Source organism: Shewanella sp. JNE2, from assembly GCF_023159115.1.
Classification (GTDB): Bacteria; Pseudomonadota; Gammaproteobacteria; order Enterobacterales; family Shewanellaceae; genus Shewanella; species Shewanella putrefaciens.
In genome coordinates this window covers 2022539-2037232 of record NZ_CP096169.1, presented here as the reverse complement: position 1 = coordinate 2037232, position 14694 = coordinate 2022539, and the positions used below count along the sequence as shown (strand labels likewise).

17 protein-coding genes and 1 pseudogene are annotated in these 14694 nt (G+C 43.9%); 2 read left to right on the top strand and 16 right to left on the bottom strand.

Annotation, left to right across the window (positions count from 1 at the left end):
* Positions 1-211: 211 nt before the first annotated feature.
* From MZ182_RS09180 to radC, 9 genes and pseudogenes are all read right to left on the bottom strand, one after another.
* A pseudogene (locus MZ182_RS09180) lies at positions 212-325 on the bottom strand.
* Positions 326-422: 97 nt separating this feature from the next.
* Positions 423-1250 (bottom strand): hypothetical protein, encoded by an 828-nt coding sequence (locus tag MZ182_RS09175; RefSeq protein WP_248065851.1) that lies wholly within the window; start codon positions 1248-1250, stop codon positions 423-425.
* A gap of 8 nt (positions 1251-1258) precedes the next feature.
* The gene (locus MZ182_RS09170; protein ID WP_248065852.1) at positions 1259-1672 is read right to left on the bottom strand and encodes a hypothetical protein; all 414 of its coding nucleotides are present in this window, start codon (positions 1670-1672) and stop codon (positions 1259-1261) included.
* A gap of 352 nt (positions 1673-2024) precedes the next feature.
* The gene (locus tag MZ182_RS09165) at positions 2025-2297 is read right to left on the bottom strand and encodes a hypothetical protein (protein ID WP_248065853.1); all 273 of its coding nucleotides are present in this window, start codon (positions 2295-2297) and stop codon (positions 2025-2027) included.
* 48 nt (positions 2298-2345) lie between these two features.
* Positions 2346-2876 (bottom strand): hypothetical protein, encoded by a 531-nt coding sequence (locus MZ182_RS09160; RefSeq protein ID WP_248065854.1) that lies wholly within the window; start codon positions 2874-2876, stop codon positions 2346-2348.
* Positions 2873-3433 carry a recombinase family protein gene (locus tag MZ182_RS09155; protein WP_248065855.1) on the bottom strand — a complete coding sequence of 187 codons (561 nt, stop codon included), beginning with the start codon at positions 3431-3433 and terminating at the stop codon, positions 2873-2875. The genes MZ182_RS09160 and MZ182_RS09155 overlap by 4 nt, the downstream gene beginning before the upstream one ends.
* Before the next feature lie 137 nt (positions 3434-3570).
* Complete coding sequence (locus MZ182_RS09150; RefSeq protein WP_248065856.1) at positions 3571-3759, bottom strand: hypothetical protein; 189 nt, start codon at positions 3757-3759, stop codon at positions 3571-3573.
* A 57-nt stretch (positions 3760-3816) separates the two neighbouring features.
* Positions 3817-4254 carry a DUF2787 family protein gene (locus MZ182_RS09145; protein WP_248065857.1) on the bottom strand — a complete coding sequence of 146 codons (438 nt, stop codon included), beginning with the start codon at positions 4252-4254 and terminating at the stop codon, positions 3817-3819.
* Positions 4251-4733 (bottom strand): RadC family protein, encoded by a 483-nt coding sequence (radC, locus tag MZ182_RS09140; protein WP_248065858.1) that lies wholly within the window; start codon positions 4731-4733, stop codon positions 4251-4253. Before radC ends, MZ182_RS09145 begins: the two co-directional genes overlap by 4 nt.
* Positions 4734-4889: 156 nt before the next feature.
* Between radC and MZ182_RS09135 the strand changes: the two genes are divergently transcribed.
* Positions 4890-5300, top strand: coding sequence for a hypothetical protein (locus tag MZ182_RS09135; RefSeq protein WP_248065859.1), 411 nt, complete (start codon positions 4890-4892; stop codon positions 5298-5300).
* A 124-nt stretch (positions 5301-5424) separates the two neighbouring features.
* On the opposite strand, the gene MZ182_RS09130 is transcribed toward MZ182_RS09135, so the two are convergent.
* The 7 genes from MZ182_RS09130 to MZ182_RS09100 all read right to left on the bottom strand — a co-directional run bounded on the left by MZ182_RS09130 (position 5425) and on the right by MZ182_RS09100 (position 13648).
* Positions 5425-5949: an acetyltransferase gene (locus MZ182_RS09130; protein WP_248065860.1), complete on the bottom strand. Its 525-nt coding sequence runs from the start codon at positions 5947-5949 to the stop codon at positions 5425-5427.
* Positions 5946-6125: a hypothetical protein gene (locus tag MZ182_RS09125; protein WP_144345513.1), complete on the bottom strand. Its 180-nt coding sequence runs from the start codon at positions 6123-6125 to the stop codon at positions 5946-5948. The genes MZ182_RS09130 and MZ182_RS09125 overlap by 4 nt, the downstream gene beginning before the upstream one ends.
* 106 nt (positions 6126-6231) lie before the next feature.
* Positions 6232-9396: a type I restriction endonuclease subunit R gene (locus MZ182_RS09120; RefSeq protein WP_248065861.1), complete on the bottom strand. Its 3165-nt coding sequence runs from the start codon at positions 9394-9396 to the stop codon at positions 6232-6234.
* Positions 9393-9842, bottom strand: a complete 450-nt coding sequence (locus MZ182_RS09115) for a HepT-like ribonuclease domain-containing protein (RefSeq protein ID WP_248065862.1) — start codon at positions 9840-9842, stop codon at positions 9393-9395. Before MZ182_RS09115 ends, MZ182_RS09120 begins: the two co-directional genes overlap by 4 nt.
* A 70-nt stretch (positions 9843-9912) precedes the next feature.
* Positions 9913-10332, bottom strand: coding sequence for a hypothetical protein (locus MZ182_RS09110; RefSeq protein WP_248065863.1), 420 nt, complete (start codon positions 10330-10332; stop codon positions 9913-9915).
* On the bottom strand, positions 10329-11663 hold the full coding sequence (locus MZ182_RS09105; protein ID WP_248065865.1) for a restriction endonuclease subunit S: 1335 nt from the start codon (positions 11661-11663) through the stop codon (positions 10329-10331). The genes MZ182_RS09110 and MZ182_RS09105 overlap by 4 nt, the downstream gene beginning before the upstream one ends.
* A complete protein-coding gene (locus MZ182_RS09100) occupies positions 11660-13648 on the bottom strand; it encodes a type I restriction-modification system subunit M (RefSeq protein ID WP_248065867.1) in 1989 nt (662 codons plus the stop codon). Before MZ182_RS09100 ends, MZ182_RS09105 begins: the two co-directional genes overlap by 4 nt.
* A 589-nt stretch (positions 13649-14237) precedes the next feature.
* Here MZ182_RS09100 and MZ182_RS09095 point away from each other — a divergent pair.
* Positions 14238-14561 carry a winged helix-turn-helix domain-containing protein gene (locus MZ182_RS09095; protein WP_248065869.1) on the top strand — a complete coding sequence of 108 codons (324 nt, stop codon included), beginning with the start codon at positions 14238-14240 and terminating at the stop codon, positions 14559-14561.
* The last annotated feature ends 133 nt before the right edge of the window (positions 14562-14694 follow it).

Here is a 14694-nt window from a genome sequence, read left to right as displayed (position 1 = left end):
TATCTAGTTCACAATTCTAAATAAAATCAATATGAAAATGGATAAAACAACCATTAAAGATGAGATAGCTTATTTTGCTAATTACGCAATAACAGTGGTTAGAATAAGAAATGATAGGTTTTAATGCGGATATGAGCGGACTGGAAAATGCAGATTTTGCCCCAAAACAACAAAGGTAACCAGTAAGCTACTGATTCCCTTTGCTTTAATTTGGCGGTGAGAGAGGGAGTCGAACCCTCGAATCACATCTTTTTCTAACAACCCCTATAAAATCATAGTGTTGTGCACCTTGATTTTTTCAGATTGTACCAGCTTTTTGTACCACTTGAAACACCTAAGGAGCATGACTAACAAGTCGACTCCTTCGCCAAACCTCACAAGTAACAAAATCTAAACTAGATAGTTTTGATTACTTAATTTTCCTAAGGACCTTCTTTATCTGTTTTATCTTCTTGCCCTAGGGCATTACCAAAAACACTACCAAAGGATTTTCCAATCATAAATCCAGCGGAAGCACCGATTACAGTTCCAAAACCTGGAATAATAGACCCTACCATTGCCCCGACTTTAGCCCCTGCAATTCCGCCACCGATACCACCAAATGTTTCCCCTAATCTTGCTTGTTTTTCATCGCAAGCACCATTTATCATTCCTAAATCTTTCCTCAACAAAATATATTCAGATAGTGAAGCATCTTTGGCAATAAGCTGTTCACTTACATCATAAAGCAGTGACAAAAGTTCTTTAGGGTTAGTACCTCTACAAATAAGTTCGTCAAATGCTCCTAAAACTAAATCCAACCCAAAAGTTCTATAGATTCGCATCAACCTTTTATATTCTGCTGAATCAGTAGTCTCAACCATCAATTCTTTTACAAACTTTCCTATAGGATTGAATATTGAGGAATACGTAGATGCGACGGTTTTAAGAGTAGACTCTGTAGGCGTAATCGCTGATAGAATGAACGCCTTACCTTTAGAGAATTGCAAATCCGAAGGCTTTACGAATTTATGGATATCTTGGCCAAAATATTCGGACACCATCTCGACTAAATTATACGGAGCGAGCGTTAAGCATTCGGATGCTTCCTTAAGACTATATGAACCTTTATTGTTGTCGTTATTGAAGTCCGTTTGAGAAAGTATCACTTCAGCATAAAGTGATAGGTATGTATACGCAGTTGCTTCTATATGTTCAAAAATATCACCAAATTCATTTTCTATCGAAGAAATTATGCTTTCTTTACTCATAGTATGCTCTAGATGTCATTAAAAAAACTTGAAAAATGATCTACATCTAGATGATCAAAAATAGAATTAGTATCAAGATCATGGAAATCTCTTCCAAAATCATGAGTTGGAATCTCTCCGAACGTATGATTGTCAACCCCTGTTAGACTATCCGAAGAGTAGCCAATCATGTTATGCATAGCATCGTAGTGTTCTTCAATCCCTGTCACTGGATTTAATCGATGAAACCCTATTGTGTTACCGATTGAATCTGTATCTACTATTTGATCACCAAACTCAAAACTACTCCCAACCCGATTTCCTATGGAATCAAAAACTTCAGTGAGATTTCCAAATGGGGAACTCAAAGAGGAACCAACAAAATTCCCATTGTTAAACAAAGCTGTACGGTTAGCAAAATGTATAGTGCTGTAAATATCCATATATTATTTCCACACAATGTTACTAAATTGTTCAAAAGAATTTTATATCTGATAACTTTGATAAAGCGTGATCATTTTCTCATATTGAATAAAATCAACGCTCTGAATTTGCTACACAATTATCTTACTAGATTAAATAGAGTAACTTCCGACGCCTGATTGACTGGTATCAAAAGGTCTATCCTCTGACTAAGGATACTGCCCTGTTAACACATAAACAGCAGACCTATAAGTTGGATCTGCTGAAACCTCTTTATGAACAATATCTCTATCTCTGCTGTCACACACTGCTTTGCTAATTAAATGCTCAGCCAATACCTCACTGCTACTATGAAGAGAAGCAAATATTCCCTTAATTTGCGGTAAGGTTTTTCCTGCATATTGCAGTTGATTGATTGCTTTGCCCCCCCCAGTATCCCCCCTGATATTTCAAAACACTTTCAATGAGCTCCCAATCTTCCTGCAACTCAGTTGGTGCCTTACCCTTGCAAAATGTAGCAACCTGTTCCCACATATAAATCTGTTGATATCGCTTCACGACATCATCAATTGAAGCAGATACTTGTGCTGATAATATTGTCCCTATAAAGGCAATGAGCAAAGCTAAGATACTTGATTTACGCATAATTTATCCAAAAAAAAAGCCATCAATAGAATCTGATGGCCTTGTCGATTAGTTACTTAGAGTGTTGCTATCTGATTGTTCGGCTTTACCTTGCTCTTCAGCCATCCACTCTAACCTTAGCTGAAGCTGCCAAATGGCAATCCCTGAAAGAAGGCATAGTAAGAACCCTGTCACCCCCGCTCCTGAAGTGGCTATCTTGAAGATATTTCCATTGTGATAACTGAGGATTGAGAACATCAAAATGACACCATAAATCAACAGATATGCGGCTCCACCAATCCCCGTTTTGATGAACAGTTTTCTCTCCCGATAATTAACCTCACTATCTAATGGTGCTTTTTGAGCATCCTCCTTCAACCAATCCAATCGCTCAGACAGATACCACATCCCGATATAGCCCACCCCCATCACCACCACCGAGATAGTACCTTGAAGTGTGAATGACATATGGAGGATGAAATAGTCCAAAGAGCCACCAATTAAATCCTCAAGGGCAACCAGTGATAAGGCACTCAAGATTGTTAGGGCTATCAATATCACGAAGTACATCTCTAAGCGGTTTTTCTGTTTCTTATTCATAACTTATCCTTAGATGTTAATTGTTTTGCTATCCGTTGTACGCTGGACAAGCTGATATTCAGCCTCTTAGCCACTTCTGGCTTAGGTAAACCTTCCGCAAGCAATGGGGCAGCGTCTTTCGCCTTAGTGATTGCTGTGGGTTTACGTCCTTTATATTTTCCCCGCTGTTTTGCGAGAGCTATCCCTTCTGCTTGCCGCTCTAACATCAGCTCTCGCTCAAATGTTGCGATGGCACCAACCATAGTCAGCATGAGCTTGCCTGTTGGAGTTGCTGTATCTATGCCTAGATTCTGGATTTGCAGTGAAACCTGTTTCTTGGCTAAGAACTCAGCTATCTCCAACAAGTGACGAGTGTTGCGAGCAAGCCTGTCGAGCTTAGTGACAATCACAATGTCACCCTCTCTGACAAACTCGAGCATGAGTTGCAGTTGCGGACGGTCATCCTTTGCACCACTTACCTTTTCTTGAAACACTTTGTCGCAGCTCATCAATGCCTTTAGCTGGGCATCAAGGCTTTGTCCCGTGGTCGAGACTCGGGCATATCCGATTTCTGCCATGTATGACTCCTGTTCAATAGAGCAAGGTATACTGACCAAGCCCTTCAAAAGGTCGAAAACAACCCATGTGACATGGTTTATGAGTCAATCCTCAACGTGTCACATGGGCTTGGTTTATTGACTATGAATACAAAGAGTTACTCAGCTTCTTGATCTGAGTCACTCTCCACGTTTTCCCATCGTTCTTCATCTGCTAAATACCGCTCGACAAAGGCTTGGATGAGGATCGGCACTATGGTCAGCAGTGCGGCTTTAGCGACCTTCTTGAGTAACTCGCTAATGTTGTTTCTCCTGTAGGGTTGGCATTCAGGCAGCCGAAAGCTCACCACATGAACCCATGTAGTGATTTTCTAGTTAGTGCTGAATGGAATGGTGTGGTGGGATCAGTCCCAACTGATGGTTATCTGATAGAGATCATCAACCACATAACTTCTGAAGTTGGCTTCCCATAACCGATAAAGACCACTGAAATGGCTTAGCGGGTGAAATCCAACATAAGCCTGATACCCTGAACCCTCTGCGAAGTTGAAGTCGATATCCTTTTCGAGTTCAGGGAAGTAGCGTCCTTGGTAGGCAAAGTCGGTGATATAGCAAACTTGCCACATGCTGGTGGCCAGTGAGTATTCCAAGCGGATTTCGACTGGATGAAAGCCACCAGCATCGGCAGAGTAACTCGGGTCACGAAAGTTAATCGTCACACCGTTACTCACAATGGGCGGCAGATTATTGAGCAGCAACCGCCGAATGATTTGCGTCAAACTTAGCGTCATCGGCAATAAACTTCTGGCGGCCTTGAGATCGATTTGAATTGTTGTGGTCATATCCAGCCCCTCTCAGCAAAAGACACAACTTCATGGTGACCAATCACAAAATGATCTAAGGCTGCTACATCAATAGTTGCTAATGCTGACTTTAAACGCTCTGTAATGCGTTTATCGGCCTGTGATGGCTCAGGTATGCCAGAGGGATGGTTATGGGCAAATATCGCGGCAGCGGCGTTTCTATGAAGGACCAATTTTACCACCTCTCGTGGATAAACTGAGGCGGCATCAATGGTGCCAAAGAACAGTTCTTCATAGGCTATCAAACGGTGCTGACTATCAAGCAATAGTACTGCAAAGACCTCCCGTTCATAGGCAGCCATCCTTAGCCTAAGGTAGTCCTTAACAATTTGTGGCGAAGTAAATACCTCATGATTAACTCCGAGGCTATAGCGAGTTTCCAAGATAGCTATCGCCTCCCGAATAACTGAGTCTTGAGCGTTATCGTGCTGTTGATTCTTGAATGTATGAATAGACATATCCTCTCCTTTGTATTTGATTTACATCAGGTTTCTTATGCCTTAGTTCATGGTGAAAAATGACGGTATAAGTCAGTTGAAACGGTTCCCCACCGATTAAAATAGAAATATGGGGGTGACATATTATGCCCCACTCAACTACCGCAGGAGAAAATCATGCAAAACGAACAAGCTCTATCTTATCCAGTATTACTTGTAGAAGGCCGTTTTACCCCCGAAACCAGAGAGCATCAGATTCGAGAAGCCATCAAGAATCACAGCCCCTTCTTTTCCGTCGAGATAATCCCTGATAAACGTGGCACCAATCAGAAGATGATACTCCTTCAAGGGGAAGTAGCTATGGGGAACGATGTCTTTAGGGAACCAGAGGCGATCAGGGCGTTTCTAATTGAGCAAGGTTTTATCCCTGAGTCTATCTCAATCACTAAGGGCGGCAATCTCTATGCGACTCACCCAAGAGAACATCTGCCGTACATGCACTGGATTGTCAGGCTGTTAGTCCATTTTCAGACTTTTGGGGAGTGGCTTGCGGTTAAGTACTGGTATGGCGATTACCCTGACAAATAAGCAGATTGGGTGCTTCGCGGGGCAAACTAAAAGGTAGCCGTATAGGCTACCTTTACACAAATCATTGAATACGATTACCGGATTGCAGCGGCTCGTTTCATCACTTTTCGTTGTTTGGCGGAAGTTACTCAACAACCGTGTACATGGTAACGAGTCCCTTTACAGGATCATGTGTTGGGATTTTCTTGAAACCGTGTCGTTCATAATGCTGAATTAATCGGACAACATCTTCACATTCAAGGATTATCACCCGCCCACCCACTAATGCCCTAGCCTCATCAATCACGGCATAAACTTCATTCAGGATGGTCTCTAGGTCGACAGGATTGTCATCGATTGCTAAGTTTTTCCCAATCTGCCCAATCAAATATGCCTTAACCCGTTCGGCCCGCTTATCGAAGCCATCAAGTTTTTTTATGGCAGTAAGCGAAAGCCCTCTGTCGATCAGTTCAATTTCTTTGAATGATAAAGAAAAATAAGCAAGAATCTGCCCGATATCATCAAGCATCAGGTAAGTTCTGGCAGTATCCCTAACCTCGAATTCAACGGCTTTACTATGCAGGAAAAGTTCAACGTCTTGATTTTGGGGGCAGGTAAATGAACGAAGGAGCTGCGAGATATCCTCTCTAGACAGCTCTTCGTCATTCAATAGGTCACTGATTTTGACAAGCGTCGTTTTAATAGCTTTATTCCTTTTTCGGCATCTTTGCGATGATCACGTTGAGCAACAGTCACTTTCCTTGGTGCTCGTATATCATGCTTGATGTTGGAAATTGCTACGCTATCTTCAACAATAAAGGCTCGGTCAAATGATGCTGTAGACATTTGGCACCTCCTTAGATTAATGACGGCACATCATATAGCAACGACTGATTAATGACCAGACCGTCACTATAATAGTTTTAGCATATAGCACAAACCCCCACAATCACTAACTTCTCAATTCTCGCCCTAGCCCTTTAAGCAAGATATCCAGCAGAATATTTTGAATAGCTTTGGCCGCTTCGGGGCGAGCAAGATAATCCATCGACATCCCATGCTGAATGTCCATTCGTTCAATCACAGCTTGATCGGCCGCTTTAGGGAAGTCCCCCTGCATAATGGATTTACGGTCATTGTTGTGGATCTGGTCCATCACGACCTTATCTTCTGCAATTTTACTCGCCATGCCATGGAGCCAATCTAGCTTGTCGCCATCGGTAATGCCTTCGCCAAACAACTCATTCATCTTGACGAGGATTTCAGAGAGAAAGTCCTTTTTGTCTTTCTTAGGCGTCGCACTACCTAACCCTGTAATCCCATCAAGCCCTTCACCTCTGCCTTCCCTAAGCTCTAGGTCTTGAGTCCGTTTCTCCTTCAACTGGTAATGGCTAAGGACCAATCCATCAAGGTCAATCTCATCATCTTCCAACACCTCTTCTCGCAGCAATGGCAGTAAATGTTTAGCAAAGGTACTGAGCTGCTCTAAGTCGATAGCATCAAACTGGGTTATCTGTGAGGCAAACTCATAGAAGCGGATATAGCTGTTAAGGTCCTTCTTGAACATCACCAACTGATTTCTAGCCTCTTCCGCTTCTGCAACACGTTTCTCGGCATTCGCTTTATCAACGTCTGTCCCTGCTTGCTTTATCTGCTTGAGTTGCTGCTTAGCGGTTCTCAAGGCATCGGTGGCCAGCAGATAGCGTTTACGGAAACGGTCTCTCGCCGGAGCAAGATAATGCAGCATATAATCGGTGCCGCGTTTGGGGTCGAAGTAACACCCTGCAAAGGCTTCGACTTCACTCCACAGGAATATGCCTTCATTCACAAGCTTGTGCTTCAGGTCATACACCAAGTTAGGATCAGAGACAGTCTCAAGCTCTGCCGTTTCGTAATACTTTTGGAACTCTTCCAACACTTCCTGCGGCTCATTCACAAAGTCGAGTACAAAGGTACGATCCTTACCCGGATAAGTCCGGTTAAGCCGCGAGAGTGTCTGAATACAATCCACACCAGTTAACTTTTTATCCACGTACATGGCACAAAGTTTTGGCTGGTCGAAGCCCGTTTGGAACTTATTCGCCACCAGCATCAGTTGGTAGCCATCGGTGTCGAATGCTTTACGCATATCTTGACCATTAAGATCTGGATTCATGCTCCGCTCGGTATGCCCAACAGCAGTCTCAGGGTCAATCACTTCACCCGAAAAGGCCACCATTGCCTTTATCTGGTGATAGCCTTGCTCCTTAACGTATTTATCAAATGCAAGCTTATACTTGACGGCTTCAAGGCGGCTGCTCGTTACCACCATCGCTTTGGCTTGATGATTCAGTAAATGAGCCACATTCGCCTTAAAGTGCTCAACTATCACTTGCACCTTTTGGCCAATGTTATGTGGATGCAGCCTCATCCAACGGTTAAGGGTTTTCTTGGCTTTTTTGCTATCGACTTCCTGCTCGGCGTTACCGCCTGCCATCGCCATCCGATAAGCCAAGCTATAACTGGTGTAGTTACGCAGCACATCGAGAATATAGTTCTCCTCAATCGCCTGCCGCATACTGTACACATCAAAAGGCTTAGGTTTGTTGTCATCACTAAGCGGCATCATAGGGTTTTCTGGCCGCCCAAATAACTCTAACGTCTTACCCTTTGGGGTCGCCGTAAAGGCAAAGTAGCTGATGTTTTTGCTGCCACCACGGGCGGCTAGCGTCATATTCATCACATCTTCAGCACTGAGTTCTTCATTATCCTCAAGCTGCTCGGCCATCAACACTTCACGCAGTTGTCTTGCCGTGCTGCCGCTTTGGCTCGAATGGGCCTCATCGGCAATCACCGCAAAGGTACAATCCTTTAAGCTGGTGGCTTCCTGAATCGCCTTTAGCACATAGGGGAAGGTTTGAATTGTCACCACAATAATCGGTGTACCACTTGTCAGCGAAGCGGCTAACTGTGCCGATTTACTGCCATCACCATCATCGCGGTTAATCCGGCTAATCACGCCCTCAGCATGCTCAAATTGCGAGATAGTTTCTTGTAGCTGGCTATCAAGTACTGTCCTGTCAGTAATCACAATCACCGACTTAAAGATTTTATTGCCACCATGGTCGTATAACGAGGCGAGCTGGTGGGTTAGCCAAGCAATCGAGTTAGACTTACCCGAACCTGCCGAATGCTGAATAAGGTACTTTTGGCCAGTCCCTTCTTGCTCAACCTGTGACAATAGCTTTTGCACTACATGCCATTGGTGATAGCGGGGAAATATCATGGTTTCTTTTTTAGTGACTCGGCCTAGGGCATCCTCTTCCCGCTTCACTTCAAGGTGAATATAACGCCCTAAAATTCGCAACCAGTTATCCGGTGAAAATATTTCACCCCATAAATATTCAGTGGCAAATCCTTGGCCATTTTCGGGCTGTTCGTTCCCCGCACCACCCGCTTTGGTTCCCTTGTTAAAGGGCAAAAAGTAAGTGTTTTCGCCCGCCAGCTTGGTCGTCATCGCGATTTCAAACTGATTCACAGCAAAATGCACTAACGCCCCACGGCGAAACTTCAGTAGCGGCTCATCCTTATTACCAGTTTTGACTTGGCGATCTTTACGGTACTGCTGCTTGGCATTCTCAAGGCTTTGCTTAAAGCACGACTTAAGCTCTAAGGTCGCAACGGGTAAGCCATTAACAAATAAGGTGAGATCTAAACGGCCATCATAACCATTAGGGCTATACACCAGTTCAGGCACCACCCGTAAGCGATTGGCGTGATAACGGCTCAGTAACTCAGGGTTCAGCCCATGATCAGGCTTAAAGGTGGCTAAACGAAGTCTGGCACCACGGTCTTCAAGGTGATTGCGTAGCAGCCAAAGCGTGCCTTTATCGGCATGGTCTAAATGCCTAACCACGGCATTGAGTAGATGTTTTTCGGTTTCTTGCGGATAAATCTTGGCGTATTTATCCCATGCTTCCGGTTGGCTTTGCTGCACATAAGCGAATACATCTTCAGGGTAGAGAGCACGTTCACGGTCGTAATGGGCAGAATCCCCCAGTAACCATCCCTGCTTTAGCAATGCTTGAATGATATAGTCCTGAAAGGCTTTTTCACGGGCTTTCGCATCCATGCTCATAGGGTTTGTTTCTCCTGTTGTGCTAACCAATTAATACCTTGATGGATAAAATTAAAGAGGACTTCGGTCTCGTTTCGAGCAATCATATTGGGGATTATCTTAGGGTCAAGATCCTGTGATTGATGGATTAGATCGTCCCTAAGCTCAATCAACTTCCCCCAATAATCTAAGGTAGGCATTGGTAAGGCATTACCCCTACTTATCTTCTCGTTTAGGCACTCAAATGCCTGATAGACATCTTGCGGGCAATCGCCCGTCATCGCCTTAGCCCAATGCTTGGCTACATTAATACAACTCACTAGCAGTAGTTGCACCAGTCGCTCAGCGGCTCGACATTCCAGAGCCGATAACACTCGCTGACTCTGTAATAACCTCAGCTCCACCAGCTCAGATTGATAAAGGTCTAGGTTTGATCGTAACGATAAGATATAGGTATTAACGGCCATCACTTATTTAGCTCAAAATTGGCAAAACACCGTAGCGAAAGCTTTTTGTTATCGAGCATCGGAGCTACCCTTAAGGTTTAGACTTGGCAGATAATTGACAAGCCACATCATCACATCGATAAGAATCCCACCAATTTATTAACTGGCGAGTTGTTAGTTCACCTTTATTATGCTTTTTGATTTCATTTAGATAGAAGCATATGTTTTTCTGAGCTTCGTCAGCAATCGATTGGCATAAAGTTGGATCTGGCGTTCGTTTCAAACTATCGACGTGCCTTGTGACCTGTTCCCTAATTTTCTTGTTGTATTGGTTGAGTAAAGCTGCATCGATTACATTTAACGATTTTCCGCCCCTCTTTAATGGGGCATCTAATCTATCTTCTGCTTTCTTGACCGAGCTAACACGGTCAGTAACATCCATCGCAGCTTGATAAACCGAAGCTAATGCCGAAATGGCACTAATCACAAGATTAGGTAATTCGTAACTCATGCAACAGCATCCTTAACTGGTGGTCGCCATTCTCGTAAATCAATCTTGCCAGTGACGGCGGCGGAGATAAGAGCTATACGGCGTTCTTGTAATAACTCTACAGCTAATATCGCCTTATCAATTAAATAGGAAAACTTAACATTGTGACCATCGATTAATTCAACAATCTCATCCTGTTCTTCCTTTAGTGGTATTGGAAAATACTGAGGAGATATATGTTTATTATTTATCTGCGGTACTGTAGATACATCGGCAATATCATCAAGTTTTCTTACTTTTAGGCAATAAGCAACATAAGTTGTATTGAAAGAGCGATCTATTTGCCATCCCATTAAATTAGGGTCTAACACAGATGGATAATCCACAATATTCACTTTATTCGTGAAAATAGCAGCCCCACGTTTAGGGAATACTATATAATTCTTTTTTGATTTAGACTGAGCATACTTCAACGAACAAGTATAGGACTCGGGCTCTCGTGTAACTAAGCTATCTAAGCTGAGTGTACTCACTTTTATAAAAGCGACATCGCCATTATCTGTCAAGTCACCTTCTGAGACCGTCTCAGACCCAAACAATTTACCAATCCAAGCTCCTTTTAATACTTGCCAATGCTCTGGTACTTGGCCGAGCCACTCGACGCCGGAGTCTTTCATGGGGGCGTCAGGGTTAAGACCTTTAGTGACGGCGTGGGAGATCACTGCTTGGCGTTTCTCTTTAAGCAGTTCAATCAGCCGTTGCTGCTTTGCTATCAACTGGTCAATTCTGGCGGTTTCATAGTCGAGAAAAGCGGCGATGGTGCGTTGTTCTTCAAGAGGAGGAACAATAACAGGCAATCTTCTGAAGTCCTCAAACTTCATTGACTGACGCAAGCCTCCTCCCATTCCATAAAATACCTTAGTCGTATCGTATGAATGAAGGAGCTGATAAGCAAATCGATTGTCGAGTTGGTGTAGGCAAACTAGCTTCATGTAGGCTGATGTAATGATTCCTTTTTGCGTGGAACGCCCTACTCTTAGGCTTCTCTTATCATTTTGTAAATCAGTTAATCGCAAAACTATGTCACCATAATTAACCAATTGATACGTATTAAAAGATTCTGGAAGCAATCCAGCATTACTTTCTACGTCCCTTTGCTTAATAGCACCATAGCTAAGCGAAAGAACATTAGTTTCTGCACCGTCTAAATTTCTTATACATTCTTCTCTAAGCACTGCAAATGCTGGAAGAACGTTCCAATTAATAGGAATGTCACCAACCCACTCTATATCAGAATCCTTATACTCAGGATATGCTGCAAATTTCTTATTTATTGCAACCGGACTGCTCACGAGTGCACCTCCGCCAATAGCTGCATAATATCCTTTGCTACGGCATCCAGATCGGCATCGATTTCCTCTAATGAACGTGGTGGCTGATACTGGTAGAAATGGCGGTTAAAGGGGATCTCATAGCCCACCAGCCCGACTTTGCCGTCGAGCGGGTCGGTTTTGCTGGTATCAATCCACGCATCGGGCACATGGGGCAATACTTCCCGCGAAAAGTAATCGTCAATATCCTCGTTAAGCGGTACGTTTTCGTTATCCCTTAGCTCTGTGGCAGGTTCAGGCTCACCCTTGGTCTTACAAACTTCGGCGGTATCATCCTGCTCGCCTAGATTGCCGAAAATCAGCTTTAACACGGTAACTGGTAGCTTGCTGGTGGACACAGATGCAAATGCCTTGCTAAATGCCTTTTTGAAGGCATCGCGAGATAAGTATTTATCCAGTGGCATAGCCGCTAAAGCGGACAAAATACCTTGCTGTAGCTCAGCATCCAATTTTGCCCACGCATTTTGCTGCTTAAGACTATTAAGCCGCTCTGCATCATGGGGATAGAGGGCTAACTTTAATGGCCGCTCAACGGTGATACGGCGATAGCCAAAGTCGGTAGTATTGAAAATCTTGGCGATGGGGCTTTGCTCATAACGGCTGTAGAGATCGACAATAGTACTAATAGCATCATCGTCGAGGAACTTACGTTTGCTTCCAAGAGATTTACGCATGCTGGAATGCATATCGCTGGCATTGATCAGCAATACCTTGCCTTTACGTTCTGCTGGCTTATGGTTTGACAGCACCCAAATATAGGTCGCAATGCCAGTGTTATAGAACATATCGGTCGGCAGTGCGATCAGGGCATCGAGTAAGTCTCGCTCCAGAATATAACGGCGGATCTCACTCTCACCACTGCCCGCTCCTCCGGTAAATAACGGTGAGCCGTTGAGGATAATCCCAATACGGCTGCCTTCGGATTTATCGGTTACGGGCTTCATCTTACTGATAAGGTGCATCAAGAACAGCAAAGAACCGTCAGACACACGAGGCAAGCCAGCCCCAAAACGGCCATTAAAGCCTTTGAGCTTATGCTCATCGTTAATGCGTTTTTCGACCTTCTTCCAGTCCACCCCAAACGGTGGGTTAGACAGACAGTAATCGAAACGCTCAAATTCGAGTTGGTCATCCGACAGGGTATTACCCAGCTTAATGTTGCTAATGTCCTGCCCTTTGATCAGCATATCGGCTTTACAGATAGCGTATGACTCAGGGTTTAACTCTTGGCCATAGGTGGCTAAACGGGCATTCTCATTGATTTCTTTGAGGTATTCCATCCCCGAGGATAAGAAGCCACCCGTCCCCGCAGTGGGGTCGTAGATTGAACGCACAACGCCGGGCTTAGTTAGGGCCGCATCGTCACCGCTAAACACTAAGGAAGTGGTCAAACGCACGATATCCCTAGGGGTAAAGTGTTCCCCTGCGGTCTCGTTAGAACTCTCGGCAAAGCGGCGGATAAGCTCTTCAAACACTAAGCCCATATGGTAGTTGTCTACAGCGTCGGGTGACAGGTCAACCTCGCGGAACTTCTGCACCACTTGGTAGAGGATGTTGGCATCGTCAAGGCCGTAAATAGTGTTGACAAAATTGAAGTGTTCGAAGATTTCCCTTGCATCTGTAGAGAAGGCTCGCACATAAGCGTCAAGGTTATCCCCCGTATTGTTCTCACCGAGGCGATTGAGGTTAAGCGGTGATGCGTTATAGAAGTTTTGCCCCGCTGCATTCAAAAGCAGTTTCTCACGGGCATTTTCGGGCAAGGCTTTAGTAGCCTCAGCTTGAGCCAGTACATTGTCTTTGGTGGCTTCTAATACGCATTCAAGGCGACGTAACACAGTAAACGGCAGAATGATGCGACCATATTGAGACTGTTTGAAATCGCCGCGAAGAAGGTCGGCAACTGACCAGATAAAACTGGCAAGAGAACTGATACTGATATGTTCCATAATGGCCCTGTTGGCTGCTTTGCTTATTCCGTGAGCAGCTCTATAAAAAATAACAAAAAGTGCAGTGAGTCTATCAATCATCCCCTTGAGTGAACAGTTGTTATTTCACAGTTTGCGGCAAATTTCCCGCTTGATGACTGCTATTTCCTCCCTGCCGATTTCGCTGCCGATTTTCCTCAACACCCATTCCCACAAAACAAAGCAATCTTGCCCCATATGATTGATTTATAGAATTATTATGCTGATTTCTATTTGATTTCATAAAAAATACTAAAGGAAAAGTAAGTAGAAATACTTTAGCCAGTCTGCTGATTTATTGGCAGTGGATAGAGCTTAGGGGAATCGAAGGAGAAACCGATGGTGGTAACCAGAAGCAGAATTGAAGTTTCATAGAGACATTAAAGATATTCCCCTAAGGAATAACATATAGCATCAACATGAATAAATACCATATCTAATATTATCCACAATAATTCGCCACTATCTCAGATTTGTCATTTTCTCGGGAAATCAAGGTGTTTAGCTCACCAAAAAAACACTAAATTATAGATATGGGTGTGACACATTATGTCATCCAGAGGAGATCCAAGTGCGAAACCAAGACATCAGCGAAGACAACATTATTCATTCCACTAGCAGCCATCAGGCTCATTATCGATTGCCCTTTGAGCTGTTCAATGACCAGTTTAGGCAGACCGTTTATGAGATCAGCAGAATGCCGATTATCGATGGCTACTTGTTAGGGGGAGAAGTGAGTCTTGCGAGTGCTTTGGTAAGACGTTGCGGTTACTCATCAAGAACGGCAAGAAGACATATTCGACGCTTGGAACAATCAGGGCTGATTATCAGCACCCCACGACTAAACCTAGATGGGATGAAGGGTACTAATCTCTATCGTCGATTATTCGACTAGGAGATAAATGCCCCGATAGCTCTTTGCAGGAAACATTGAGCTATCGGGGAAGAGCCAAAATGTAGGCTCGACGGCCAAGCAATAGACTAAATCAATTACATATCTATTTTAGTCTGCGGCCATTCTTTTGTAT

Coding starts and splice junctions, on each gene's coding strand:
- MZ182_RS09120 (WP_248065861.1), bottom strand. CDS start 9,396: ATGAGCATGGATGCGAAAGCCCGTGAAAAAGCCTTTCAGGACTATATC.
- MZ182_RS09145 (WP_248065857.1), bottom strand. CDS start 4,254: ATGACCACAACAATTCAAATCGATCTCAAGGCCGCCAGAAGTTTATTG.
- MZ182_RS09125 (WP_144345513.1), bottom strand. CDS start 6,125: ATGTCTACAGCATCATTTGACCGAGCCTTTATTGTTGAAGATAGCGTA.
- MZ182_RS09155 (WP_248065855.1), bottom strand. CDS start 3,433: ATGGCAGAAATCGGATATGCCCGAGTCTCGACCACGGGACAAAGCCTT.
- MZ182_RS09135 (WP_248065859.1), top strand. CDS start 4,890: ATGCAAAACGAACAAGCTCTATCTTATCCAGTATTACTTGTAGAAGGC.
- MZ182_RS09115 (WP_248065862.1), bottom strand. CDS start 9,842: ATGGCCGTTAATACCTATATCTTATCGTTACGATCAAACCTAGACCTT.
- radC (WP_248065858.1), bottom strand. CDS start 4,733: ATGTCTATTCATACATTCAAGAATCAACAGCACGATAACGCTCAAGAC.
- MZ182_RS09170 (WP_248065852.1), bottom strand. CDS start 1,672: ATGGATATTTACAGCACTATACATTTTGCTAACCGTACAGCTTTGTTT.
- MZ182_RS09100 (WP_248065867.1), bottom strand. CDS start 13,648: ATGGAACATATCAGTATCAGTTCTCTTGCCAGTTTTATCTGGTCAGTT.
- MZ182_RS09160 (WP_248065854.1), bottom strand. CDS start 2,876: ATGAATAAGAAACAGAAAAACCGCTTAGAGATGTACTTCGTGATATTG.
- MZ182_RS09165 (WP_248065853.1), bottom strand. CDS start 2,297: ATGCGTAAATCAAGTATCTTAGCTTTGCTCATTGCCTTTATAGGGACA.
- MZ182_RS09110 (WP_248065863.1), bottom strand. CDS start 10,332: ATGAGTTACGAATTACCTAATCTTGTGATTAGTGCCATTTCGGCATTA.
- MZ182_RS09175 (WP_248065851.1), bottom strand. CDS start 1,250: ATGAGTAAAGAAAGCATAATTTCTTCGATAGAAAATGAATTTGGTGAT.